Genomic DNA, 21,065 nt, shown 5'->3' on the forward strand with positions numbered 1-21,065 from the left:
CCGCGCCGCGGCCGGGCGCACCATCAGCGCACTGCTGCCCAGGGCGGGAAGGGGTTTGCCGTGACCGACAGCCATCAGGAGTTCTTCGATCATCTCGACTGGTTCGATGAGGACCACTGCGCGCGGCTGGACGATCAGCTCACCTGGGCGCGCGGGCAATGTCCGGTCGTGCATTCGGGATTCGGTGGTGGAATGCATGTGGTGACGCGGTATCAAGACCTCGTCACCGTGGCCGCGCATCCGGATATTTTCAGTTCATCCATGCCCGGATTGACTTCTGTGCCAGTCGCTTTGCCGCCCATCGACGTGGATCCGCCGCTGCATCACGACTTCCGGGCGTTCCTCGACGGGCCGTTCTCGCGGTCGGCGTTGCGACGATACGCGCCGGTGGTGCAGCAGCTCGCCGACGAACTCATCGACCAGTTCGCCGACCACGGGGAGGTCGAGTTCGTCAGCGAGTTCGCGATCCCGTTCACCGCGGGTGCGCTGGCGAAGATCGTGCTGGACGACGACAACCAGGAGCGGCTGGCGCGCGCGGTCGATGCCGTCACCCAGGTGTCGGTGCAGAACACGCCCGAAAGTTTCGCCGCCGTCGCGGCATTGGCCGCCGAGCTCATGGCCGAACGCGAGGCCGCGCCGCGCGCGGATCTGCTGCAGTCCATCGTCGATGCCACCGTCGCCGGCGGCCGACCGCTCACCATGGAGGAACGGCTCGGCGTCGTCACCGTGCTACTGCTGGGCGGGCTCGACACCACCCGCGGCGCACTCGCCTACATCGCCGAGTTCCTGACCGAGATACCCGGCCTCGAAGCGCGCCTGCGTGAACCGGATTGGGCCGCTCGCGATCTGGACGAGCTGCTGCGCTACACCTCGACCGTGAGCGTCATGGGCAGACTCGTCATGGAGGACAACGACCTGCTCGGCGTCCCGATCGCCAAGGGCGACCGCGTCGCAGTGCACTGGCGCTCGGGCAACCGCGACAGCAACCGCTTCGACAACCCCGGCCAACTCGACTTCGACCGTAACCGCAACCCGCACTTGGCCTTCGGCATCGGCATCCATCGGTGCGTCGGCCGCCACTTCGCGCGCATGCAGCTCGACATCGGCATCACCCGCCTCCTGAACCGCCTCACCGGCTTCCGCCTCGCCCCCGGCACCGAAGTGCGCCGGTCGGTCGGCATCAGCGTCGGAGCACCTCGCGAACTACGCCTCCGCTTCGACCCCGTCACGCCCTGACCTGCCCGGAGTCTCGCCTAGGCGCGGCCGAACACCTCGTAGGTCCCGACCTCGTGGGTGACCTCTTGCCGCCAGGCCACGATCCGCCACCCGTCCGAGGTGTAGGCAGCCTCGGCGTGGTACCAGCCGAACACTTCGAACACGAGATCGGGTCGATTCGCACCGATATGGTGGACCCGCATCTTCGCCGACATCGTGGCACGTTCGCCGTCAACAGTCGCTTGCTCGTGCCCCATCAAATGCTGTGTGGGACCACACTTGTCGAGATATCCACGAATCATCCTGACGAGATTGTCTCGGCCGTCGACGATTTCAGACCCCGCGTAATCCGCCTTCACATCCGGGGCGAACACGCTGTCGAGGCCCGCCCAGTCACGCCGGTCGAGCGCATCGGCATACCTGTGGAGTAGAGCGATAACTGCATACCGTTCGCTGGTCATTGCGGGACCGTAGCGGCCAAACCCACGTCCCGACCGGTGATCGTCTCGCTGATCGGGACAATTACCTTGACCCATGACAGCACAGAAGAATCTGTATTCAGAAAATCATGAATCGCGAGAAGGCGGAACCAACGCAAGCTCATGCCGCGAGCCGCCCGGCGCGGTACGGCGATGAATGCCCAAAGATCAACGGCAGGAGCCATTTTGGGTCTATTCGTGGACCGAGTCGCATTCACCGCCGAGATGGGGGATCGAGGTATGCGGCCGTTGCCGTTTGCACGAACGATCGGATCAACGGGTTGGCGTCGCCCTCGTTCCAGACCACCACCACCCTGCTCGGCGCCATATCGATCAGCGGGACCACAGCCAGTCCCTCGGGCACGTTGTGCCCGAGCGGAGTTATGCCGACGGTGCCGTTCCACAGCACGGCTTGCACACATTCTTGAACAACCCGCACGACCGGGCCCTCCCGCGGTTCGCCACCGTTCCAGTACGTCTGCCAGAGGGGGTCGGTGCCGGCGGGAAACTGGAACCAGCGACGGTCGGCCAAGTCGGTCAGTTTCAGGTGGTCGCGGTGAGCCAGCGGGTCGTCTGCGCGCAGTACGGCTCCGACGGGGTCGGCGCGCAGTTCACGGACGGTCAGGGCGGTGTCGTTGAACGGTGCACGGGTCACGGCGACGTCGACCAGTCCGGCCTTCAGCCCGCAGGTGGGGTCGCTGAGGTCGGTGTCGCGGATACGGATGTCCACCTCGGGGTGCCTGTGGCGGTAAGCGGCAGCCAGTCTGGTGATGCCGGGGTCGGTGGCGTCACCCAGGATGCCGATGGTGAGGTTCGCGTTTCCGGCCGCAGCCGCCAGCCGCACGCTGAGCCGGTCGGCCTGCTCGAGCAGAGCACGCGCCTCGTCGAGTAGCACCGCCCCGACCTGGGTGAGACCGACACCGGTGGGCGACCGATCGAACAGGGCGGCACCGACTTCCGCCTCCAGTTGCCGGATAGCGCGGCTCAGCGGCGGTTGGCTCATGTACAGCCGGGTGGCGGCACGCCCGAAGTGGCGTTCCTCGGCGACGGCTACGAAGTAGCGCAGCGTACGTAGCTCCACGCTGGCACGATACCCGTCCGGTATCGGCATCGCGGAACGGGTCTTGGACACCTCCGGTGTCCCGGCGGTGCAATCGAAATATGACCGACGAAGCACACAGCGACGAAACGAACTCCGCCACAACGGTTTCGATAGTGCGGCCGGGCGAGGGAGAGGTGAACATGTTGGGCGCCACGCGAATGCGCGTCCTCGAGGACGGCAGCAATACCGGCCACCGTCTCGGACTCGCCGAATCCGTCGTGGCTCCCTACACCCCGGGGCCGACCCTTCGCCAACATCACCGGCCAACCGGCCGTCATGCTCAGCACCTTCACCCCCGACCTGTATGTGCAGTACTTCCGCGACCTGCAGGACATGATCGCCGACGGCGGGGAACTGACACCACAGGTGAACATCGACGTGATGAGCCACTACGCCACCGAGCCCGCCACCGACTTCACCTGAACCCCCCAGCGGACCGAGGCGCTTTCGTCACGGTCACTGATGTCACCACTGGATAGGAATTGTGAACATCGCATTCTGGATCGCCGCCGGCCTGCTCGCTCTCTTCTACCTGTATGCAGGCGCACTGAAGATCACCCGAAGCCGGGATCGACTCCGGCCCATGATGGCCTGGGTGGACCGCACACCCCTACCCGCTGTCCGCGCCATCGGCGTGCTCGAAGTACTCGGCGCGCTCGGGCTGATCCTTCCACCCCTGACCGGCGTCGCGCCCTGGCTCGCTGTGATCGCGGCCGTTGGGTTCGTACTCCTGCAATTCGGTGCGATCCCGGTCCATCTGACCGGCGGAGATCGAAAAGTCGCCCTCAACATCACCCTTCTGCTCACAGCAGCCGTGACCGTTTTGTTCGCGACCACCTGGGTGTGACTCTCGGATCCCCAAAAGAATCCGGAAGTTCTCGGGTCGTGGATGTCGAGAACGCCCGGGCGGCTCCGTCCCAGGGGTACGGAGGCGAACGGGCCTCTAGGACACCGACGAAGAGGAACGAGCATCATGCAAGCGAACGAGATCACCGCGATCCTGGACCTCCCGATCAGTCAGGAGCTGCTGGCTCGCGATCTGCTGCGGATGGCGTATGTCGCCAAGGACGGCACGCCTCGCAACATCCCGATCGCATTCACCTGGAACGGCTCGGAGATCGTCGTCTGCACCACGAAGAATGCCCCGAAGCTGCCCTTCCTGCGGCACAATCCGGAGGTCGCGCTGACGATCGATACCGAGGTGCATCCGCCGAAGATCCTGCTCATCCGCGGGCGAGCGGAAATGGATGTGGTGGATGGCATCCCGGAGGAGTACCTGCGGATGAATGGCAGCTACGAGATGACCCCGGAGCAGCGGGTCGAGTGGGAGGCCGAGGTTCGCTCGCTGTACGACGGCATGGTCCGGATTGTCATCACCCCGACGTGGGTCAAACTCATCGACTTCGAAACCACCCTCCCGACCGCGGTCGAAGAACTGATCCGGCAACGGGCCGAGCGTCAGAGCGCCTGAACCGATCGACCCGGCCAGAATGGGCCCTAGGAACCGAGGAGAACATCATGCCGAAATACCTGCTGCTCAAGCACTACCGGGGCGCGCCGGCCCCGGTCAACGACGTGCCGATGGACCAGTGGACGCCGGACGAGATCTCGGCCCACGTGCAGTACATGGAGGACTTCGCCGCGCGACTCGAGACCACCGGCGAGTACGTCGACAGTCAGGCGCTCTCGCCGAAGGGCACGTTCGTCCGCTCCGACGGCGAGGGTCGCCCGCCGGTCACCGACGGCCCGTTCGCGGAGACCAAGGATCTGATCGCCGGGTGGATGATCATCGACGTCGAGACCTACGAACGGGCGCTCGAGCTGGCCGGCGAGCTGTCCGCGGCGCCGGGCGCGGGCGGGAAGCCGATCCAGGAGTGGCTCGAGCTGCGACCGTTTCTCACCGCGTCACCCACGGTCACCGAGTGAACGAGTCGCTGCTACGCGAACTCGTGCCCGCGGTGATCGGCGTCCTCGTGCGCCGCGGAGCCGACTTCGCCGCGGCCGAGGATGCGGTGCAGGAGGCGCTGATCCGGGCACTGGAAACGTGGCCGGACGATCCACCGCGCGATGCCAAGGCGTGGCTCATCGCGGCCGCCTGGCGAAAGTTCCTCGATGCCGCCCGCGCCGAAACATCGCGGCGGGGACGGGAATTCGCCATGGAGGTCGAGCCTCCGGCAGGTCCGTTGCCCGCCACGGACGACACACTGTGGCTGTATTTCTTGTGCGCGCACCCCTCCCTGTCCCCCGGGTCGGCCGTCGCATTGACCTTGCGCGCTGTCGGCGGCCTGACGACCCGGCAGATAGCCACGGCCTATCTGGTCCCCGAAGCGACTATGGCGCAACGGATCAGCCGCGCCAAACGGCGGATCACGGGACTGACACTCGACCGGCCCGGTGACCTCACGACGGTGCTGCGCGTGCTCTACCTGGTCTTCAACGAGGGCTACAGCGGGGATATCGATCTGGCGGCCGAATCCATCCGCCTCACCCGTCAGCTCGCCGCCTCGACCGATGAACCCGAGGTCGCGGGGCTGCTCGCGCTGATGCTGCTGCATCATGCTCGCCGCGCGTCTCGCACCGGCCCGGGTGGTCGCCTGGTGCCGCTCGCAGCACAGGACCGATCGCATTGGGACACCGGCCTTATCGCCGAGGGGGTGGGGATGTTGCAGACCGCGCTGGCCCGCGACCGGCTGGGCGAATACCAGGCCCAGGCCGCGATCGCCGCCCTGCACGCCGATGCCCCGAGTACCGCCGAAACGGACTGGGTACAGATCGTGGAGTGGTACGACGAACTGCTACTCCTCACCGACAGCCCGGTAGTGCGGCTGAACCGCGCAGTGGCAGTCGGCGAGGCCGACGGACCCCGCGCCGGACTGGCCGCACTGGCCGCACTGGACCCAGAACTCCCCCGCCACACCGCAGTCCGCGCCTACCTCCACGAACGCGCCGGCAACCTCGAGCAGGCCGCCACCCTCTACGCCGAGGCATCCCGCGCAGCCACCACCGTGCCCGAGCGCGATCACCTCACCCGCGAGGCAGCCCGGATACGGCAGCTACTGCGCTCCTGAGCCCGGTTGCGGCACAACCACACTCGACCTCCCGCGTGGAAGCCAGCTACCAGCCCGGGTAGGCCGACGTACGGACCCGACTTTGGTCGAGAACGTCCTCTACTGCCGATCGTGTGATCGGGCAGGTGTCAGAATCGCTCATTGAAGATTGCGCGACGTCACACCTCGAATCTGCTGGCCATGCGGGCATTCGAAGCCACCGGTCGGGCACGACGAACACACGGCGATACGCGCTGGTGCAAATGAACTCCCGGCACAGCACTTGATTTCAGCAACACTGCTCGACCGGGAGTTCACTCGAATCTCGACCGTCACGCACCCAACACCGGAGTTCTGGACGCTTACTCAGATGCACCAGACGACACTGCCGAGGGGGATACACCACGTAGCTGATCCGAACGATCCGTCGACCGGAGTGGCGGAGGACGACGGAGGCGCCGCGGCAGTCGAAGCGGCAGTGGCCGCGGGCGCGGCGAGGACGAGCAGGGGCGCGGCAATAATAGTCGCGGCAAGGGCTTTCATGATCTTGCTAGACATTTTGCTTCCTAACAACGAGCTGTATGACGTCCGGGTACTAGGCCGAGCTACCGGACTGGGTCTGCGAGTGCGTCACGTGCCGAATCGACTTTGCGACACCCGATATCGCTCCTTGGTGAAGTTCATGTGCGTTCCGACAGGAACGCGCATTCCAGCCGGCCGACAGCTGCAGCATCGACCACACCGGACAAGACGTCATTTGGTACCGAGGAAGACGTCACTAGCAGCTTACCGCTGGCTACCAAAACACTGAAGCAGGTCACCGCTGCGACGAAAACGACGGTAATCCGGTTTGCCGTCGAACTTCTCGACCTGCACCTCCGATGAGCGGACATCATCGTCGGCTGATTTCCATGCACGCATCATTGGCGCAGCCGGTGCTCGGTGGACGGCCTTCCGATGAGTGCCTCTACTTATGGTCGATGCGGCCGATCGGATCGGTGGCCTGTGCGAGATCGGTCTGCGCCTGCTTCCATGCCATGTCATCGATTCCGAGGGCGCTGCGGAGGTAGGCCCACGAAGCCTCGCGGATCAGCGCGACGCGGTCGGGGCTTTCATCGGTGGTGTCCTTGGCGTTGTAGCCATGGATTCCGCCGAGTGAATGATCGCCTCCGAAGATGGTGAGCAAGCCTTGGGCGCCAGGGCTGTAGGCGTAGACGTCGGTGAACCAGTCGGGGCCGCGGGTCGAGAGATGGGATTGATCGTGATCGCCCGCGACCACCAGGGTCGGTGTGGTCAGGTTGCCGAAGTCGGGGTTCATGAAGGAGAAGTTCTCCGCGGCGAACGGGGTCAGGGTGTCGCCGCCGAGGCCGGTAGTAGCAAGCAGGACACCGGCTTTCACTCGCGCATCGCTCAGATCGGGTCCAGGCTGCCCGTTCGTGCCGATGACGCGTGCGCCGAGCAGCATGCCGGCGGTCTGCCCGCCCCAGGAATGCCCCGCGACGGCAATACGGTCGCGGTCGATGCGTTCGTCGAGCCCTGGAATCGCGGCAACGATCCGGTCGAGCTGGTCGAGAACCTGCGTGACGTCGCGGAGCCGGACGCGCCAGATGTCCGGGTACCGGGGATCGGCCGGAGTGAGGCCGAGGGTTCGTGAATCGAGAAATGTGGGCTGCACGACGACGAAACCGTTGCCGGCCCAGAAGTCGACCAGCGGGTCGTAGGAGGACATCGACTCGCCGTAACCGTGGGCGAGCACGACGATGGGCAGACCGGCGCCGACGGTGGGTGCGGATATGCGCACCTGCAGGTCGTCGCCGCGTTCGGGCGCCGGCAGGACGACCGGTTTGACGCTGATGATCGGGGTGGTCAGGGCGGGTACAGCGCTGCGGGCGGCAGTGTCCGGTCCGGGCATGGGGTTTCCCTTCGATAGCGATGCGCGCTGCGCCGTGGGGATCGAGAATCCACGCGAACCGCGGATATACTCAAGCGGAGCACTGTTCCGAATATACGGAGCAGTGTTCCGATTGACAACTGTCGCCGTGAAAGAAGGGAAGTCACGTGGACGCACGCGACGAGCGAGCCGCTGCCAGTTCGGCCAAACGCGCCGACGCGCGACGGAACGAGCGGGCCCTGCTCGATGCCGCGGCATCGGTGTTCGTCACCCAGGGCGTGGATGCGCCGGTCCGCCAGATCGCCGCCGCGGCCGGCGTCGGCATGGGCACGATCTACCGGCACTTCCCCGCGCGAGCAGATCTCGTCGCGGCCGTCTACCGGCATCAGATCGACGCCTGCGCCGAGGCCGGGCCCGCCCTGCTCGCGGAGGAGTCCTCACCGTTCGCCGCACTGCGTCGATGGGTGGATCTGTTCGTGGACTTCCTGGTGACCAAGCATGGACTCGCCGCCGCGATGCGCAGCGACCCCGACAGCTTCACCGCCTTGCACACACTGTTCCTGGACCGACTCGTGCCGGTGTTCGACAGTCTCCTCACCGCCGGCCGCAACGCCGGCGAGATCACCGCCGACGTCTCCGCCTATCAATTGCTGCGCGCGATCGGCGACATCTGCGCGGGCGCAGAAATGGTCGACCCGAATTACGAGGTGCATCTCACCATCGGCCTGCTGCTCGACGGGTGCCGGCGGTAACGACCGCGAAATTCGAAGGCGCACAGCCATATCCGGCCACGCATCGCCACTGCCACCCCGCCGGGACGCAACCACTCGATATGCGCGAAACCCTCTCGCCCCAAGCAATTCTGGTCTACCGGATATCCAGCACCATCGTCATGGGAACCCTGCCTTGCCGCATACCGCGCCGACCGAACCGGCCACGCGGACCGGTCGACGACGAGACCGACTGCGGCGCAGGAACATCCGCTTCTGTCGACGTGCGCGCTCGGTACGCATCAGATCGCCGAGCGCCCCGTCATAGAATGACCGTCTAACCAAGGCGAACGTCTATGGTGGCCAGACCGAAGATCTTGCGCCCAGCGGACTTCGCGGTGAGAACGACTGTGGCGGTTCTGGTTTCCGGGTCGATCGACTTGATCCGGCCGCTGAACTCCACATCCCCGGCCGAGACGGCTCCGACGACGGTGTAGTTCGACAGCCGGGCTCCGTACCGGATGATGGCACCGGGGTCGCCGAGCCAGTCGGTGACAAACCCCGCCCCGAGGCCCATGGTCAGCATGCCGTGTGCGATCACATCGGGAAGGCCGGCCAATGAAGCGACTTCCTCGTTCCAGTGGATCGGATTCACATCACCGGCGACTCCCGCATAGTTCACCAGGTCGCCCCGCGTCAGTCGGACAGTCCGGGCCGGTAGCTCGTCACCCACGGCGATGTCCTCGAAACGGATTGCCGTGTGCGGCACACGGGTTCGCGATACGTGCGAATGGCGGGAGGCTGCCTGTGCAGGCTGATCGGCCAGTGGATGTCCGGCGGGTGGCGCCGAGGCTGCGGGCGAGGGCGCGGGTTCCAAACCGCTCATGATCACACCTTCGATGGCATCGCTGATGTCGGCATCGACGTCATCGCCGGTGATGCCGACGATCGTGGTGTGCATGATCTGCACGATCTGGCCGGACTGGTCGGTAAATGTATTGGTGACGGTGAGCAGGTCCTTGCCGGCGACACGGCGAACCGAGGACAGTTCGACATCACTGATCAATCGGTCACCGGCCAGGACAGGCTTGTACATCTCGAAGACCTGGTCGGTGTGCACGAACATGTCGTAGCCGGCCAGCACGTTCTCGAGCAGAGCACGATTGGCCCGCATCGCCACGATCGAAGCGAACGTCGCCGGCGCGACCAGCCCGGCGAACCCGAGCTCGTTGGCAGCGGAATCGCTCCAGTGTGCCGGATGGGAGTCCTGGACAGCCCGCGCGTATTCGCGGATCTTCTCCCGACCAACTTCGTAGTAGTCATCGACGCGATAGCGATAACCGATCAGCGCGGCCACATCGAATGCTGCTTCCATCAAGCCTCCCCTACATCGTTCGACCAACCTCAGACCCGGATCCGCAGAGCCGAATTCATGAGCGGACACCACTCTTCCACAGGACAGCACGCTTGCTGAGGAGAACAAACGGTCTTGCCGACGAGTCGGCCGATGCCTCAGCGCAAAGTCTGAAGCACATCCGCTCATGGCGCATCCCGCGCGGTTTGATCAGCTAGAACGAGCGCGGCCGACAGCGAGAACGACTGCGGCCCAGGACATCCTCCTCTGCGGAGATTCGGGCAACCGGTGCAATCCCGACAATCCGCTGTAGAACAGCAATTTCGCACCGATTCCTCAGCTGTAGTCCACGTCCAGAACGGTCGGGTTGGCGGTTCATGCCCGGACAGCAGCGCGCTCTTCGGGCCGGGACCCGGCCCTGACACCAGTCTCGAGTAGCCGCATAGCGCGCTGACCGAACCGGCCGGCAAGGGCATCGGAAAATCAATGGGCAGAGGGCCATACGGCTGCAGGCAGTGCACGCACATGCCGAGTTGCGGGCGGCTTTCGACGTGTTTCACACGTTATCCGGTGGCACGGCAGTGGGATTGTCAGTGTTCGGAGACGGCTTCCTCGTAGGCGCGAAGCGTCGCTATCACGAGGGCGCGCTGCTCGGCCGTCAGCGGGCCCAGGGCTGCACGCCAGCCGCGGCCCGCGCCACCGAGCCATGCCGCGACCGACGTTCGATGGGAATCGGCGATGGTGACAAGGGTTCGTCTGCGGTCATTGTCGTCGGTCCGTCGATCCACGACGCCCTGGCGGCTGAGGTCCGCGACCATCAGGCTCACGGTCGTGGGCGCCACCTCCAGCCGCTGCGCCAGCTCGTTCACCGTCAGCGGCCCGTCGAACAGCACGTAGGTCAGCATCGAGAGATGGCGAGGCGCCAGATCGAATGATCGCAAGGCCGCCGGGACCGGCAGGCGTTTCGCGCGCCCGATCAGCCGTGGCATGAGCAGCACCATGGCGCGAACGCTGTCGTCCAAGGACAGACCAGGCTCCGTTGACATACCTCTCTCTCCAAAATATCTTTGCATACAAAGCAATCTTGGTGAACCGGACCTTCATCGTCCCATGCGAACACGCCGGTCCTGCACTCCACAGAGGAGAACCAATGTCCGAACCGATTGCGCGGCCCAGGGCACTGACCATCGGTCTGCACCCCCGAGCCATGGACTACAACCGCATCCCCGATCTGGACGAGGCACAGCTGACCGCCAGGGTCGACGCCGCCAACGACGCCCTGCGCGACACCGAATTCGATGTCACCCCATACCTTGTCGGCGCATCACCCGAGGAAGCCGAAACCGAAATACGAACCCTGCTCGCCCACCAGCGGTTCGACCTCGTCATGATCGGCGGTGCGATACGAGCCTTCCCCGACCACACCCCGCTGTTCGAGCGCATCATCAACACCCTGGCCGAGGCCGCCCCGGGAATTCGATTCTGCTTCAACACTTCCCCCGAAACCACCCTCGACGCCCTCCGCCGAGCATCCACAGCCATCTGAACCCCGACACGCACCAATCGCACCGGCCAACGGGGCCACCAGAGAGATCAACCGGCAGAGCGCCGTAAGGGCCTGCGACGATGGTGAGTGTCGTTACGATCGCGGCATGGAGAATCGCAGAGCCGATCGAACGTCCGGTGAGGCCGTTCGGCGTTCGGTGGTTTTGGGTGGGGGCGGCGTCGCCGGGTCGGCGTGGATGGCGGGTTTGGCCGCTGAATTGCGCCGCCGTGGAATCGATTTGGGTTCGGCCGACTCGATAGTCGGCACGTCCGCAGGCGCGGTCGTCGGGGCGGCACTGGTAGCGGGGCGGGATCTGGACTCGTTTGCCAACGATCCACGTCCCCCAGGCAGCACGGAACCACCGTCGGTGGTGAAGCGCGAGTTGGTTGCCACCGTTTTCTCGGTGTTGTTCGACCGGACGTTGGATCGTGATACGGCGCGGCGCAAGGTGGGTCGAATGGCGATGGCCGAGGAGCCGGCGCAACCGGCCCATATCGCACCGATGGAGTGGCTGGTCGGCGGCAACGACTGGCCGGATCGCAGGTTGCGGATCGTCGTCGTGGACGCCGCCAGTGGTGAGCGCCAGGTCTGGGACAGCGGCAGCGGTGTACCCCTGGCTACCGCTGTCGCCGCGAGCCGTTCCTTTCCGGGACTCCGCCCGCCTGTTGTGGTCGGAGACCGCTACTACATTGATGGCGGGGTTTGGTCGCCCACCAACGCGGACCTCGCCGCGGACTCGGACGTCGTTCTGGTGGTTGAGCCATTGGCGCACATGTTCCCGCCCGAACAAGTTCAAGCCGAACTCGCGACGACGGCAGCCGATACCGTCGTGCGGTTCCGCCCCGACGCGGCCACGATCGACGTGTTCAACGCGTTCGCGACCGACTCGGATGTGCTCGCGAGCTGGCCGGTAGCGTTCCAAGCGGGCATTCGCCAAGCAGACAGCCTGGCACAGCAGTTGATCGACGCGGGCTGGTTGTCGCTGGAGCGATGATACGCACCCAGGCCGCGCATGCGACGGATAACCGCGGGGCGCGCTGACCGAACCGGCCAGCGGGGATCGGCCGGAACCCGGTGCGGCGCAGAGCATCCGCTATCGCCAAGTTTCGGGCGACCGGTGCAATCCCGCACAATCCGCTGTAGAACAGCGATTTCGCGCCAATTCCTCAGCTGTAGTCCACGTTTAAAACGGCTGGGTTGGCCGTTCATGCCCGGACAGCAGCGCGCTCTTCTGCCGCATCGTGCGCGGGTCCGAAACGGCCGCGGCTGGAATTGGCAAGTTGGGTTTGTGGGCGTCGGTTTCGATGCTTCGGAGGAGATGGGCCGGGTGCGCGAAGCCCGGCGCGGGCCGCCCGCAAGTCCTAAGCTGACCGCGGCCAAAAGCACCCAATGACATCAGGAGTCAGACAATGGCTACACCTCGCGACGCCCTCCTGGACCTGCGCCGGGCCGCCTCGGCGGGACTGCTCGATCTCGACGGGTCCGGCCCCGCCTCGCGCGAGGCGGTGCGGGTGCGAGAAACCCTCCTGGCGCCGCACTTCGGTACCGTCGCCTGGTCGGTTCCGCCGAGCTACCGGGAGCTGCTGGCGGAGCACAATCGGCTGCGCTGCCATCGGGAGGAGGACGATCGCGAGCGCGAGTTCGTTCTCGTCGACGAGCGGGAACTCGTCGGGTTGAACGCCGAGCTGGTGCACATGCCCGAGGGGGTCAGTCGCGAGCCGGGGCGGTACCTGTCGACCAATCACCTGGTCGGGTTCGCCGAAGCCGGTTACGAGGCGGTGTGGTGTTTCGATGTCGCGCAGCCGGGCGGAGACGGCGAGTACCCGGTCTACTACCACCATCAAGACGAGCCGCGGGCACGCTACCTCGCGGACGGTGCATGGGAAGAGCAGGCCGACGCCGTGCCCGACTTCCCGTCGTTCGCAGCCTGGTTCGAGGCGATGGCCGCGGCCTTCACCTCCGCGCAGCCCCCGGCCTGGTTCGACGAGATGGGCTCCCCGGCCCTGGTGTGGCTCGCCCGTGACGGGATCTTCCAGGCCGGTGTCCGGTACTGATCGGGTGCGGCTGGCGGGGCCCGCCGCGGACGGGGTGCGGATCTCGGCGGGAGTGCGGGTGTTCCGGATCCGTCCGCGTGTCCCGGGCGATTGGTGGCTGTATGTGACGTCTGGGTGTCGCGCTGATCGAATCGTCGAGTGGCGAGCAGGCAAAGATCAGCTGGCCGTGGCGATCTGAGGCCGAATGGAACGCACGCTCTCACTAGCCGATGCCGCCCTGGCCGAAACGGCCAGCGCGAGCGCTCCGAAGATCAACGGGCTGAGATCATCTCACCCGACTGTGCCCGCCAGCAGTGCACGAAAATGCCGAATTTCGTGTGCTTGGCTAGAGCCGAATGATCTTCTGGGAGTCCATGAAACGTGTTCTAATCGATGCGTTTTGACGAGTCGGAACAGAGGGGGTCGATCTCGGTGGTTTCGTTCTTCGTGGCGCGGGACGGGCGGTACCAAGCGCATGGATACGGGGTCAGCCAGTGGTCGTCGAAGCAGGTGAACGGGCCGGCGGTGTGTGGACTGTTGGCACGTCAGGTTGAAACGCATTGCCCCGCGGAGGGCTTCATACCTGCGCGGCTGACAGTCGATTTGCTGCGGCCGGTACTCAATGAACCGATCGCGGTGCACAGCGTCGTCGTCCGTGAGGGTGCGCGGGTGATCGTGGCCGATGCCTCCATCGTGCAGGAGGGCGAGGTTCGCGCACGGGCGAGTGCGGTCTTCCTCGCTTCAGCTTCGGCGGCACCGGGTGAGATGTGGCAGCCGCGGGCGTCATTGCCCGCTCCGCAGGTTCTGCTGACATCGCCGGATGGTGAGCCGCCGTTGCTCAAGTGTGGCGAGTCCGAGTGGACCGACAACTTGGCCGCAGGCCGGAACGCCGACCGTAAAGTGCTGTGGCAGAACCTCATTCCCTTGATCGAGGGCGAAGCGATCTCCCCGTTTCAGCGAGCAGCTGCCATGGGGGACGCCACGAACTTCGTCTGCCATTGGGGATCTGCGGGGATCGGCTACATCAATACCGACATGACGTTGACGCTGTCGCGGTTGCCCGAAGGTCCCGAGCTCGGGCTTCAGGCTCAGGATCAGGTCACCGGCGACGGTATCGCGGTGGGAACCGCAACGCTCTACGATCGCGTCGGCCGGTTGGGCACCTGTGTGGTGACTGCCGTCGCGGACGCCCGGCGGCCAGTGCCGGCAGCACGCCACGCGGCGGCCGCACGCTGATCAAACCTCCTCATCTGCCGCTTCCCGCGCTGACCGAACCGGCCACGGGTGAGCTGACATTGCGACGGCGCTGACACAGCGCGGAACCGGCTGCCCTACGAAAGTTCGGAATCCGCCACTGCCGGAGCATCGGTGTGGACCAGGTCGTAAACGTACGACCGATCGCCCTTGAAGCTCACCCACACTCCTTCGGGCGGGAGGTCACCCCGCCCGGCATCGTCGAACGGACGACTCGACACCGCAGCCTCCGCAGTGCACACCACCCACCCGAAATCGGGAAGCCGCCGACACCAGATGTCGAGGTCGACCCGCTTGTACGACGGAAAACCGTGCGCGTCCCCGTCGCGGACGAACTCGTAGGTCAACCCGTCCAGCCGCCGCACGAAGCGCATACCCGGCATCAAGCCATCCTCGACGACGAACTTTGCCAAGATCAACCGGATATCGGGAGCGGACGTAACCCCCCGAACGCACTCATCTGCCGCATCGAGCGCGGTTCGAAACGGCCACACCGCGACCGAACACGTCGGCACGGGAAAGGTTCAAAGGCCGTCGGTGGCGCTCGGCCGGATGCTGACGACGGCGCCGGAGGCGCGAAGGGAGCGCGCCAAGAGTTCTATTTCCACGAGAGTTCCTCGAAGCCCGGCGCGCAGGAGTTCGTTGGCCATGGGCCGGGCCTGCGATAGCGGCAGCGGTCGGAGCCGAACCTAGACCGGGAACCGATCTACGCCAACCATCCGGAAATGCCGCGACCCGCGGGCTCCGAAGCGGCCGACGCGGACCTGGAAGATCAACCGGCAGAAGGCCTCACGGCCGAGAGCGGTGTGCGCTCACGCCGAATGTCGCGTGTTTCGGGGGCAGTTGATCGGTGTCGGTCAGTCTGTCAGCAGGAGGGTGAGCAGGGTGCGGAGTTGGTGTTGCTGCTCGGTGGTCAGCCGGGCCAAGGGTCGGCTGGCGAAGGGCATGCGGGCTTGTAGGTCCTCGGCGACGCGTCTGCCCTGATCGGTTGCCGCGACCAGGCGCACTCGACGGTCGTTCGGATTCTCCCGGCGCTCGATCAGGCCACGGGTCTGCAATTTGTCGACGAGGGCGGTGACATTCGACGGCTCGGCGTGCAGATGCTCGGCGATCCGCCGGGTCACGACCGGTTCCTGTGCCGCCAGCAGCGCTTTGGCCTGCATGGGCGTCAACTCATGGGCGTCGGCGGCCGCCTCCGCCTCGGAGGCGTAGCGGCGATTGATCGCTGCGAAAAGCCCTACCACCTCGGCTGTCAGTTCCCGCTGCTCCTGCTCGCTCGACATGCCCCCACTATAGCGATACCCCATCATAATTATGATGTATGATAATTATTGTTCATAACCAATAGCCAGGAGGAAACCCATGAGCCCGTCCATCGACCGGAAAACCGTCCTGATCACCGGCACCTCGACCGGCATCGGACTGCACACGGCCCTCCACGCCGCCCGCTCCGGCTGGCAAGTCATCGCCACCATGCGCGACACCGCCCGCTCGACCGCACTCGTCGAGCTCGCCCGCCACGACGGCGTCGCCGACCACGTCGAGGTCCGACAGCTCGACGTCACCGATCCGGCCTCCGTCCATCGCTGCGTCTCCGGCGTCGTCGACGATCACGGCCACCTCGACGCGCTGATCAACAACGCGGGGGCCGGCCACCTGGGCACCCTCGAACTGGAGGACATCGGCGAGATCCGCGCCGTCATGGAGGTCAACTTCTTCGGCGTCCTCGAAGTCACCCGCGCCGCGCTCCCGCAACTGCGCGCCGCACACGGACGAGTTCTGACCGTCAGCAGCGTCGGCGGGGTCATCGGACAGCCGTTCAACGAGGCATACTGCGCCGCGAAGTTCGCCGTCGAGGGCTTCATGGAAGCGTTGGCCCCGGTAGCCGCGCAGACCGGCGTCGCGGTCAGCGTCATCGAACCTGGCGCCGTCGCAAGCGAATTCGTCGCCAACGTCGGCGGACGTGAAATGCTGGCCACGAATGCGACCGGACCGTACGCTTCCGCGCTGGCCGCCTACCGCAAGCGCACCGAGGGCGCCTTCGCCAACGCCCAATCGCCCGAATCCGCCGCCCAGGCCATCGTCGAAGCGCTCGACGCCACCGACCTCCCGTTCCGAGTCCAGACTTCGGACACCGCCCGAAACTTCGTCGCCGTCAAACTCTCCGACCTCGACGGCGCGAAAGTGCAGGACATGACCAGCGCCTGGATCGGGTGAACCACCCGACCACAACCAGGTGATGGCGCGCTCACTGAACTCCCCCGCTGACGCTCACCGAAATTCCCCATTTGTCCCGTGTAGCTCCGCTGTGAAGGGCGGGCCCCTCCGATGCTGGCGTTACCACACCTGACCAGCACTTTCATTCGGAGGGGGCCCGCTTTTCCATGTCGATACGTGAGGAAGACGTGGAAATCAGTGCCCGCCTCGTTTGTCTGACGAAAGTGCCCAATCTTCTACTGTCCGCTTTGCGCGCGTTCATTGCCCGGCCACTTTCAGCAGGATCTTGCCGCCCCGGAGGAGATGCTGCACCGCGTCCTGGATGTGCTCCAGGGGGTACACGCCCGCCACGGGGACAACGAGGGTGCCGTCGGCCACCAGCGGTGCCGCCTCACGAATGACAGGCACCACCTTGTCGCGGTAGTCGAAGTCGCCGACAAAGAATCCGCGGACGGTGAGGTGCTTGCCGACCAGTGTCGAGGTATCGACCCACATGGGCTCGTCCCTGGCCCAGGCATAGCTGACCAACCATCCACCGTCGGACAGTAATTCGAGCAGCCGCCCCACCACTGGACCACCGACGGCTTCCACTGCCAGCGCCACTCGCGCGTCGCCGATCACTGCTCGAACATCGCCGACCGCATCGGGGTCGTCGACGTGGACCACGTCGGCCCCGGCTGCTGTGAGCTCGGCGAACGTTGAGTCGTCACGGACCAGGTTGATCGTCTTCAGCCCACGTAGTTTGGCTAACGCAATCAATGACCGTCCCACACCGGAATTCGCGGCGTTCTGAACCACCCAGTCACCGGGCTGCAGGGGGGTGCATTCGCTGAGCATCAACCCTGCCGCCGGGGGGTTGCTGCCCAGCATCGAGTACTGCTCGATGTTGCCGCCGGCGGGGAGTGCGAACAGGCCGTCGGCGGGCACGACGAGCCGCTCACGCCACGCACCGGCATACAGGGGTAGCACGACCAGATCGCCGGCTTGAAGTCCATCGACCTCGGCGCCAGTGGCAAGAACGCGTGCGACGCCCTCTGCGCCTGGTATGTGGGGCAGGGGTGGTCGCGCCAGCATGCCGGTGACAACCAGTAGGTCGTGCTTGTTCAACGGCGAGACCTCGACGCTCAACAGAACCTCGTGCGGACCCGGTGGCGGCGGCTCCTCGATGTCGACGACGCGGAGCACCTGCGCGGGGTCGCCGAACTGCTCAATCTGGATGGCGCGCATATCAATCCCTCTCCATCGAAGTACTGAGTGGTCCGGGTGCGGCTCTACGCACAGCCTCAGGCCCCGGAAGCCGGCAGCCCCGATAATCGGAGCCGCCCACGGGCGGAGAATTTCCGCGAGCACAGGCGGGGAACTTCGGCGAGCGCCGTCACAGTGGCGCCGGTCGGCGCAGGTGCTGTAGATCAGTCCTTACTTGGCCGGTAACTGAGTAGGGATCTGCGTAGACCGCTGAATGCATAGCCGGCCGCCCACACTGAAATCACAATGAGGACAACGAACATCGGTAGCCAGCTGCTCTTCTGGTGATCGACGCTCCACCAGACCGCCGTGAACAGAATCGCGCAGATGAACAGCAGGATGTCGCGCAAGCTGCCGCGATAGGAGGCGGCCGCTCTGCGCAGCAGCTGGTATCGGTTGACGGTCGCGACCAGGTCGTCGATGCGACTGTCGATGCTCCCTTGGAGTTCGGCTCGCCGCTCCACCTCCTGCGCAGGTAAGCGTTCCAGCAGTTCCATATCCTGCTTGATCGTCTTGCGGACATCCGGGCCCTTCAGATATCCCGCCGCTGCGCCCAGAGCCAATCCACCTGCAATGGGCGCGATCCCCACGGCAAGGTCAACCAAAGCGGCCATGCTTTCGTCTCCTCGGCCAACCCATCAATATCGCGGCGAAAGTACCGCCCAGATCATATGCCCGGTCGTGTACCGCTGTGTCGATCGAAACGCCGACCTCGAGGCCTCTGGTCATGCTCGACTGACCAGAGGTTTGCTCGGCATTGCGACCAGAACAGCGAAAGTACCGGTATCGGGGTGAGGGGATCGTCGTCCTGACAGCGCTCGTACGAATCGCGGCATCCTGTGTCCGCTGCCGACGTCGATTCAGCGGCGGACGCCGCAGAGGTTGGCTGTGATACGGAATAATCGGAGGCTTTCCGATGGGCAATTCTGTTGATCGCCTGGAGGAAAGTCACCGACCCTACGGCAACCCCACTGTCTCGACGGACTCACTGACAATGCTCACCACCCGTGGCGGTCCGAATTCATCGGGCCGCTACCGAGTGCGAAGGCGCGGCGGTACCTGCCGCACGGATGATGAAGGCAATCGCGGGAATCCGGGATGAGCGATGCCGAGCTGGTGCGAACGGGATTGCGAAGTGAAGACCGTCCCGGCCACACCGGCCCGGCGATCACCAGATGTTCCAGGTTCCCCTGAGCTGCTTGGCCTCCCGGTCTGCGCGCTCCAGATTCGGAACCAGGTCGGTGAAGTAACGCCGGGCGTCGCAGTTGTCGTCGCAGTTCTGATGCTGTTTCAGACCATGCTGTGCCGCTTGCAGATTCATGACCGGATAGTCCGGTGCGTCGTGCGAGATGATGGTCATGGCCTGCTCCCTGTCGTCCGGTCGCCCGCACGGATCACGGCGATGGCCTGACGCTTCTTGCCGCACACGGACATCGGGCACGACTCGTGGACTCGGAGGACATCGCGCGCGTAACCGATCGACATCGTGCTGATCGCCTCGTGGTTTTCGATGGGTATGCCGTACATGGCTGGCGCTCCGTTTGTCGGCGTTGATGTTTGGTGGCCCCGACCGCCGGTACGACCTGGACGTGCGACCCGCTCTCGAAGGGCACATGATCGGAACTTGTTGACCAGGATCGCTGTTCAGGTTCCCGGCGGCCAGGGCCAACTACTGGTCTACGCCGTTCGGTCACTCCATGGAACGTTCCAGAGAGCAATGTGCTTGAAAATGTTTCCGCCATCCAAAGTTGGCGGGAGAATCATTCCAAAATTGCATGAGACCGGTAGAGAGGCTAAGCGTATGGCTGTTGGCTCCACCGTTCCGCGCCGCCTGATCGGGCGGACACTGAAGCAGCTGCGCGAGCAATCGGGCGTCCCGGCGGTGAAGGCGTACAGGCTGATAGATGTTTCGCCCCAAACACTCTGGAGACTCGAAACGGGACAACCGGGCACGAAGGTCCGGGAAGTGGACGTGCACGCCCTCTGCCGTCTCTATGGCGCCGACGACGACACGACTGCCGCCCTCATCGGTCTGATTGCCGAAACGAAGAGTCCGGGGTGGTGGCACGACTACGGGTCCGCGGTGCCGTCGTATTTCGATTTGTACCTGGGCATGGAGGAATCCGCCCGGCAACTCACCACGCTCCACCTGAATCTCCTGCCCGGACTGCTCCAGACACCGAGCTATCGGCGCGCGGTGATCTGGGCCGCCTACCCAGGTATGCCGACAGCGGAAGTCGAACAGCGCATCGAGATTTCGGCGAAACGCCAGCAGCGGTTGAACGAGCCCCCAGTCGACTTCAGCGTCGTCATGTACATCTGTGAATCCGCCCTGCGCTGGTCGGTCGGCAGTCCGGCCGTCATGGCCGAGCAGCTTCGGCACATCGTGAGCGTGTCGAAGCTGCCCACAGTGTCGATCCGGGTGGTGCCGCTCGGCGTGGCAACTCCATTGCCGCTGATCGTTGGTACGTTCACACTGATGGAGTTCCCCGCGTACGCGGACTCCCGCCTGACGGAACCACCCTTGGTATACGTGGAGGGCTTCACGGGCGCGCTGTACCTGGACAAGCCTGGAGAGCTGGACCTCTACAAGGCGGCGGTGAGAACCCTCCGCACGGTAGCGAAAAGCGAGCAGGACACCAGGGAACTGGTACTGAACATTGCAAAGGAGTGCGAGTGAACGCCGACCTGTCCAAGGCGGATTGGTACAAGAGCAGCCGAAGCGGCCCGAACCAGGACTGCGTCGAGGTTGCGCATCTGGACGGGGGCACCGTGGGCGTACGGGACTCGAAGGACGTAGCCGGCCCGGCACTGGTCTTCGCTCCGGGCGATTGGGACGCCTTCAACGCGGCCGTGAAGGACGGAAAGTTCGACCGGTCCTGACCGACCATGACGACTGTGGGAGTCTGGGCGTGGTGTCCGGGCTCCCCTTCTTCATGCGTGACAAGATCTCCCACCAGCCTCGACACGTA

Annotated in this window: 24 protein-coding genes; 14 read left to right on the plus strand and 10 right to left on the minus strand. The window is 65.1% G+C overall.

Going from position 1 to position 21,065, the window contains the following annotated elements:
- The first annotated feature begins 60 nt into the window (after window positions 1–60).
- Window positions 61–1,236 carry a cytochrome P450 gene (locus ACFXKA_RS18120; RefSeq protein WP_379428104.1) on the plus strand — a complete coding sequence of 392 codons (1,176 nt, stop codon included), beginning with the start codon at window positions 61–63 and terminating at the stop codon, window positions 1,234–1,236.
- Window positions 1,237–1,253: 17 nt separating this feature from the next.
- On the opposite strand, the gene ACFXKA_RS18125 is transcribed toward ACFXKA_RS18120, so the two are convergent.
- Together ACFXKA_RS18125 and ACFXKA_RS18130 are read right to left on the minus strand one after the other, a co-directional pair.
- Window positions 1,254–1,676 carry a nuclear transport factor 2 family protein gene (locus ACFXKA_RS18125; RefSeq protein ID WP_379428105.1) on the minus strand — a complete coding sequence of 141 codons (423 nt, stop codon included), beginning with the start codon at window positions 1,674–1,676 and terminating at the stop codon, window positions 1,254–1,256.
- A 232-nt stretch (window positions 1,677–1,908) separates the two neighbouring features.
- Window positions 1,909–2,775 (minus strand): LysR substrate-binding domain-containing protein, encoded by an 867-nt coding sequence (locus tag ACFXKA_RS18130; protein ID WP_379428106.1) that lies wholly within the window; start codon window positions 2,773–2,775, stop codon window positions 1,909–1,911.
- Between the two features lie 297 nt (window positions 2,776–3,072).
- Between ACFXKA_RS18130 and ACFXKA_RS18135 the strand changes: the two genes are divergently transcribed.
- The 5 genes from ACFXKA_RS18135 (at window position 3,073) to ACFXKA_RS18155 (ending at window position 5,864) form a co-directional block, all read left to right on the plus strand.
- Window positions 3,073–3,219: a hypothetical protein gene (locus ACFXKA_RS18135; RefSeq protein WP_379428107.1), complete on the plus strand. Its 147-nt coding sequence runs from the start codon at window positions 3,073–3,075 to the stop codon at window positions 3,217–3,219.
- 61 nt (window positions 3,220–3,280) lie between these two features.
- Window positions 3,281–3,643: a DoxX family protein gene (locus ACFXKA_RS18140; RefSeq protein WP_379428108.1), complete on the plus strand. Its 363-nt coding sequence runs from the start codon at window positions 3,281–3,283 to the stop codon at window positions 3,641–3,643.
- Window positions 3,644–3,769: 126 nt separating this feature from the next.
- Window positions 3,770–4,267, plus strand: coding sequence for a pyridoxamine 5'-phosphate oxidase family protein (locus ACFXKA_RS18145; protein WP_354843742.1), 498 nt, complete (start codon window positions 3,770–3,772; stop codon window positions 4,265–4,267).
- 47 nt (window positions 4,268–4,314) lie between these two features.
- On the plus strand, window positions 4,315–4,722 hold the full coding sequence (locus ACFXKA_RS18150) for a YciI family protein (protein WP_354843745.1): 408 nt from the start codon (window positions 4,315–4,317) through the stop codon (window positions 4,720–4,722).
- The gene (locus tag ACFXKA_RS18155) at window positions 4,719–5,864 is read left to right on the plus strand and encodes an RNA polymerase sigma factor (RefSeq protein ID WP_379428109.1); all 1,146 of its coding nucleotides are present in this window, start codon (window positions 4,719–4,721) and stop codon (window positions 5,862–5,864) included. The genes ACFXKA_RS18150 and ACFXKA_RS18155 overlap by 4 nt, the downstream gene beginning before the upstream one ends.
- A gap of 946 nt (window positions 5,865–6,810) precedes the next feature.
- Here the strand turns inward: ACFXKA_RS18155 and ACFXKA_RS18160 are convergent.
- Window positions 6,811–7,755, minus strand: a complete 945-nt coding sequence (locus ACFXKA_RS18160; protein ID WP_379428110.1) for an alpha/beta hydrolase family protein — start codon at window positions 7,753–7,755, stop codon at window positions 6,811–6,813.
- Window positions 7,756–7,901: 146 nt separating this feature from the next.
- On the opposite strand from ACFXKA_RS18160, the gene ACFXKA_RS18165 reads away from it, so the two are divergent.
- Complete coding sequence (locus ACFXKA_RS18165) at window positions 7,902–8,486, plus strand: TetR/AcrR family transcriptional regulator (protein ID WP_379428111.1); 585 nt, start codon at window positions 7,902–7,904, stop codon at window positions 8,484–8,486.
- A gap of 295 nt (window positions 8,487–8,781) precedes the next feature.
- Here the strand turns inward: ACFXKA_RS18165 and ACFXKA_RS18170 are convergent, their stop codons facing one another.
- Window positions 8,782–9,819: a fused (3R)-hydroxyacyl-ACP dehydratase subunits HadA/HadB gene (locus ACFXKA_RS18170; RefSeq protein WP_354844009.1), complete on the minus strand. Its 1,038-nt coding sequence runs from the start codon at window positions 9,817–9,819 to the stop codon at window positions 8,782–8,784.
- Window positions 9,820–10,388: 569 nt separating this feature from the next.
- Window positions 10,389–10,799, minus strand: a complete 411-nt coding sequence (locus ACFXKA_RS18175) for a MarR family transcriptional regulator (RefSeq protein WP_379428112.1) — start codon at window positions 10,797–10,799, stop codon at window positions 10,389–10,391.
- A 149-nt stretch (window positions 10,800–10,948) separates the two neighbouring features.
- Between ACFXKA_RS18175 and ACFXKA_RS18180 the strand changes: the two genes are divergently transcribed.
- The 4 genes from ACFXKA_RS18180 to ACFXKA_RS18195 all read left to right on the plus strand — a co-directional run bounded on the left by ACFXKA_RS18180 (window position 10,949) and on the right by ACFXKA_RS18195 (window position 14,613).
- Complete coding sequence (locus ACFXKA_RS18180; RefSeq protein ID WP_379428113.1) at window positions 10,949–11,344, plus strand: hypothetical protein; 396 nt, start codon at window positions 10,949–10,951, stop codon at window positions 11,342–11,344.
- A 106-nt stretch (window positions 11,345–11,450) separates the two neighbouring features.
- On the plus strand, window positions 11,451–12,338 hold the full coding sequence (locus tag ACFXKA_RS18185; protein ID WP_379428114.1) for a patatin-like phospholipase family protein: 888 nt from the start codon (window positions 11,451–11,453) through the stop codon (window positions 12,336–12,338).
- 415 nt (window positions 12,339–12,753) lie between these two features.
- On the plus strand, window positions 12,754–13,398 hold the full coding sequence (locus tag ACFXKA_RS18190) for an SMI1/KNR4 family protein (protein WP_379428115.1): 645 nt from the start codon (window positions 12,754–12,756) through the stop codon (window positions 13,396–13,398).
- Between the two features lie 372 nt (window positions 13,399–13,770).
- Window positions 13,771–14,613 (plus strand): thioesterase family protein, encoded by an 843-nt coding sequence (locus ACFXKA_RS18195; RefSeq protein ID WP_379428116.1) that lies wholly within the window; start codon window positions 13,771–13,773, stop codon window positions 14,611–14,613.
- Between the two features lie 95 nt (window positions 14,614–14,708).
- On the opposite strand, the gene ACFXKA_RS18200 is transcribed toward ACFXKA_RS18195, so the two are convergent.
- Entirely contained in the window at window positions 14,709–15,014 is a 306-nt protein-coding gene (locus ACFXKA_RS18200) for a hypothetical protein (RefSeq protein ID WP_379428117.1), read from the minus strand.
- A 474-nt stretch (window positions 15,015–15,488) separates the two neighbouring features.
- A complete protein-coding gene (locus ACFXKA_RS18205) occupies window positions 15,489–15,914 on the minus strand; it encodes a MarR family winged helix-turn-helix transcriptional regulator (RefSeq protein ID WP_379428118.1) in 426 nt (141 codons plus the stop codon).
- Window positions 15,915–15,993: 79 nt separating this feature from the next.
- Here ACFXKA_RS18205 and ACFXKA_RS18210 point away from each other — a divergent pair, with 79 nt between their 5' ends.
- Complete coding sequence (locus tag ACFXKA_RS18210; protein ID WP_379428119.1) at window positions 15,994–16,848, plus strand: SDR family oxidoreductase; 855 nt, start codon at window positions 15,994–15,996, stop codon at window positions 16,846–16,848.
- Window positions 16,849–17,106: 258 nt separating this feature from the next.
- On the opposite strand, the gene ACFXKA_RS18215 is transcribed toward ACFXKA_RS18210, so the two are convergent.
- The 3 genes from ACFXKA_RS18215 to ACFXKA_RS18225 form a co-directional block, all read right to left on the minus strand.
- A complete protein-coding gene (locus ACFXKA_RS18215; RefSeq protein WP_379428120.1) occupies window positions 17,107–18,075 on the minus strand; it encodes a zinc-dependent alcohol dehydrogenase family protein in 969 nt (322 codons plus the stop codon).
- Between the two features lie 182 nt (window positions 18,076–18,257).
- Complete coding sequence (locus ACFXKA_RS18220; RefSeq protein WP_354843781.1) at window positions 18,258–18,707, minus strand: hypothetical protein; 450 nt, start codon at window positions 18,705–18,707, stop codon at window positions 18,258–18,260.
- Window positions 18,708–19,261: 554 nt separating this feature from the next.
- The gene (locus ACFXKA_RS18225) at window positions 19,262–19,453 is read right to left on the minus strand and encodes a hypothetical protein (RefSeq protein ID WP_379428121.1); all 192 of its coding nucleotides are present in this window, start codon (window positions 19,451–19,453) and stop codon (window positions 19,262–19,264) included.
- A 411-nt stretch (window positions 19,454–19,864) separates the two neighbouring features.
- Between ACFXKA_RS18225 and ACFXKA_RS18230 the strand changes: the two genes are divergently transcribed.
- Window positions 19,865–20,773 (plus strand): helix-turn-helix domain-containing protein, encoded by a 909-nt coding sequence (locus ACFXKA_RS18230; RefSeq protein ID WP_379428122.1) that lies wholly within the window; start codon window positions 19,865–19,867, stop codon window positions 20,771–20,773.
- Window positions 20,770–20,976: a DUF397 domain-containing protein gene (locus ACFXKA_RS18235; RefSeq protein WP_379428123.1), complete on the plus strand. Its 207-nt coding sequence runs from the start codon at window positions 20,770–20,772 to the stop codon at window positions 20,974–20,976. The genes ACFXKA_RS18230 and ACFXKA_RS18235 overlap by 4 nt, the downstream gene beginning before the upstream one ends.
- Window positions 20,977–21,065 lie beyond the last annotated feature (89 nt).

This window comes from Nocardia sp. NPDC059228 (assembly GCF_042754245.1).
Lineage (GTDB): Bacteria > Actinomycetota > Actinomycetes > Mycobacteriales > Mycobacteriaceae > Nocardia.

Bases quoted from the DNA above. Each gene is read 5' to 3' on its own strand.
- ACFXKA_RS18125 (WP_379428105.1), bottom strand. From the start codon at position 1,676: ATGACCAGCGAACGGTATGCAGTTATCGCTCTACTCCACAGGTATGCC.
- ACFXKA_RS18135 (WP_379428107.1), top strand. From the start codon at position 3,073: ATGCTCAGCACCTTCACCCCCGACCTGTATGTGCAGTACTTCCGCGAC.
- ACFXKA_RS18145 (WP_354843742.1), top strand. From the start codon at position 3,770: ATGCAAGCGAACGAGATCACCGCGATCCTGGACCTCCCGATCAGTCAG.
- ACFXKA_RS18150 (WP_354843745.1), top strand. From the start codon at position 4,315: ATGCCGAAATACCTGCTGCTCAAGCACTACCGGGGCGCGCCGGCCCCG.
- ACFXKA_RS18160 (WP_379428110.1), bottom strand. From the start codon at position 7,755: ATGCCCGGACCGGACACTGCCGCCCGCAGCGCTGTACCCGCCCTGACC.
- ACFXKA_RS18170 (WP_354844009.1), bottom strand. From the start codon at position 9,819: ATGGAAGCAGCATTCGATGTGGCCGCGCTGATCGGTTATCGCTATCGC.
- ACFXKA_RS18175 (WP_379428112.1), bottom strand. From the start codon at position 10,799: ATGGTGCTGCTCATGCCACGGCTGATCGGGCGCGCGAAACGCCTGCCG.
- ACFXKA_RS18180 (WP_379428113.1), top strand. From the start codon at position 10,949: ATGTCCGAACCGATTGCGCGGCCCAGGGCACTGACCATCGGTCTGCAC.
- ACFXKA_RS18185 (WP_379428114.1), top strand. From the start codon at position 11,451: ATGGAGAATCGCAGAGCCGATCGAACGTCCGGTGAGGCCGTTCGGCGT.
- ACFXKA_RS18190 (WP_379428115.1), top strand. From the start codon at position 12,754: ATGGCTACACCTCGCGACGCCCTCCTGGACCTGCGCCGGGCCGCCTCG.
- ACFXKA_RS18195 (WP_379428116.1), top strand. From the start codon at position 13,771: ATGCGTTTTGACGAGTCGGAACAGAGGGGGTCGATCTCGGTGGTTTCG.
- ACFXKA_RS18200 (WP_379428117.1), bottom strand. From the start codon at position 15,014: ATGCCGGGTATGCGCTTCGTGCGGCGGCTGGACGGGTTGACCTACGAG.
- ACFXKA_RS18205 (WP_379428118.1), bottom strand. From the start codon at position 15,914: ATGTCGAGCGAGCAGGAGCAGCGGGAACTGACAGCCGAGGTGGTAGGG.
- ACFXKA_RS18210 (WP_379428119.1), top strand. From the start codon at position 15,994: ATGAGCCCGTCCATCGACCGGAAAACCGTCCTGATCACCGGCACCTCG.
- ACFXKA_RS18215 (WP_379428120.1), bottom strand. From the start codon at position 18,075: ATGCGCGCCATCCAGATTGAGCAGTTCGGCGACCCCGCGCAGGTGCTC.
- ACFXKA_RS18220 (WP_354843781.1), bottom strand. From the start codon at position 18,707: ATGGCCGCTTTGGTTGACCTTGCCGTGGGGATCGCGCCCATTGCAGGT.
- ACFXKA_RS18225 (WP_379428121.1), bottom strand. From the start codon at position 19,453: ATGACCATCATCTCGCACGACGCACCGGACTATCCGGTCATGAATCTG.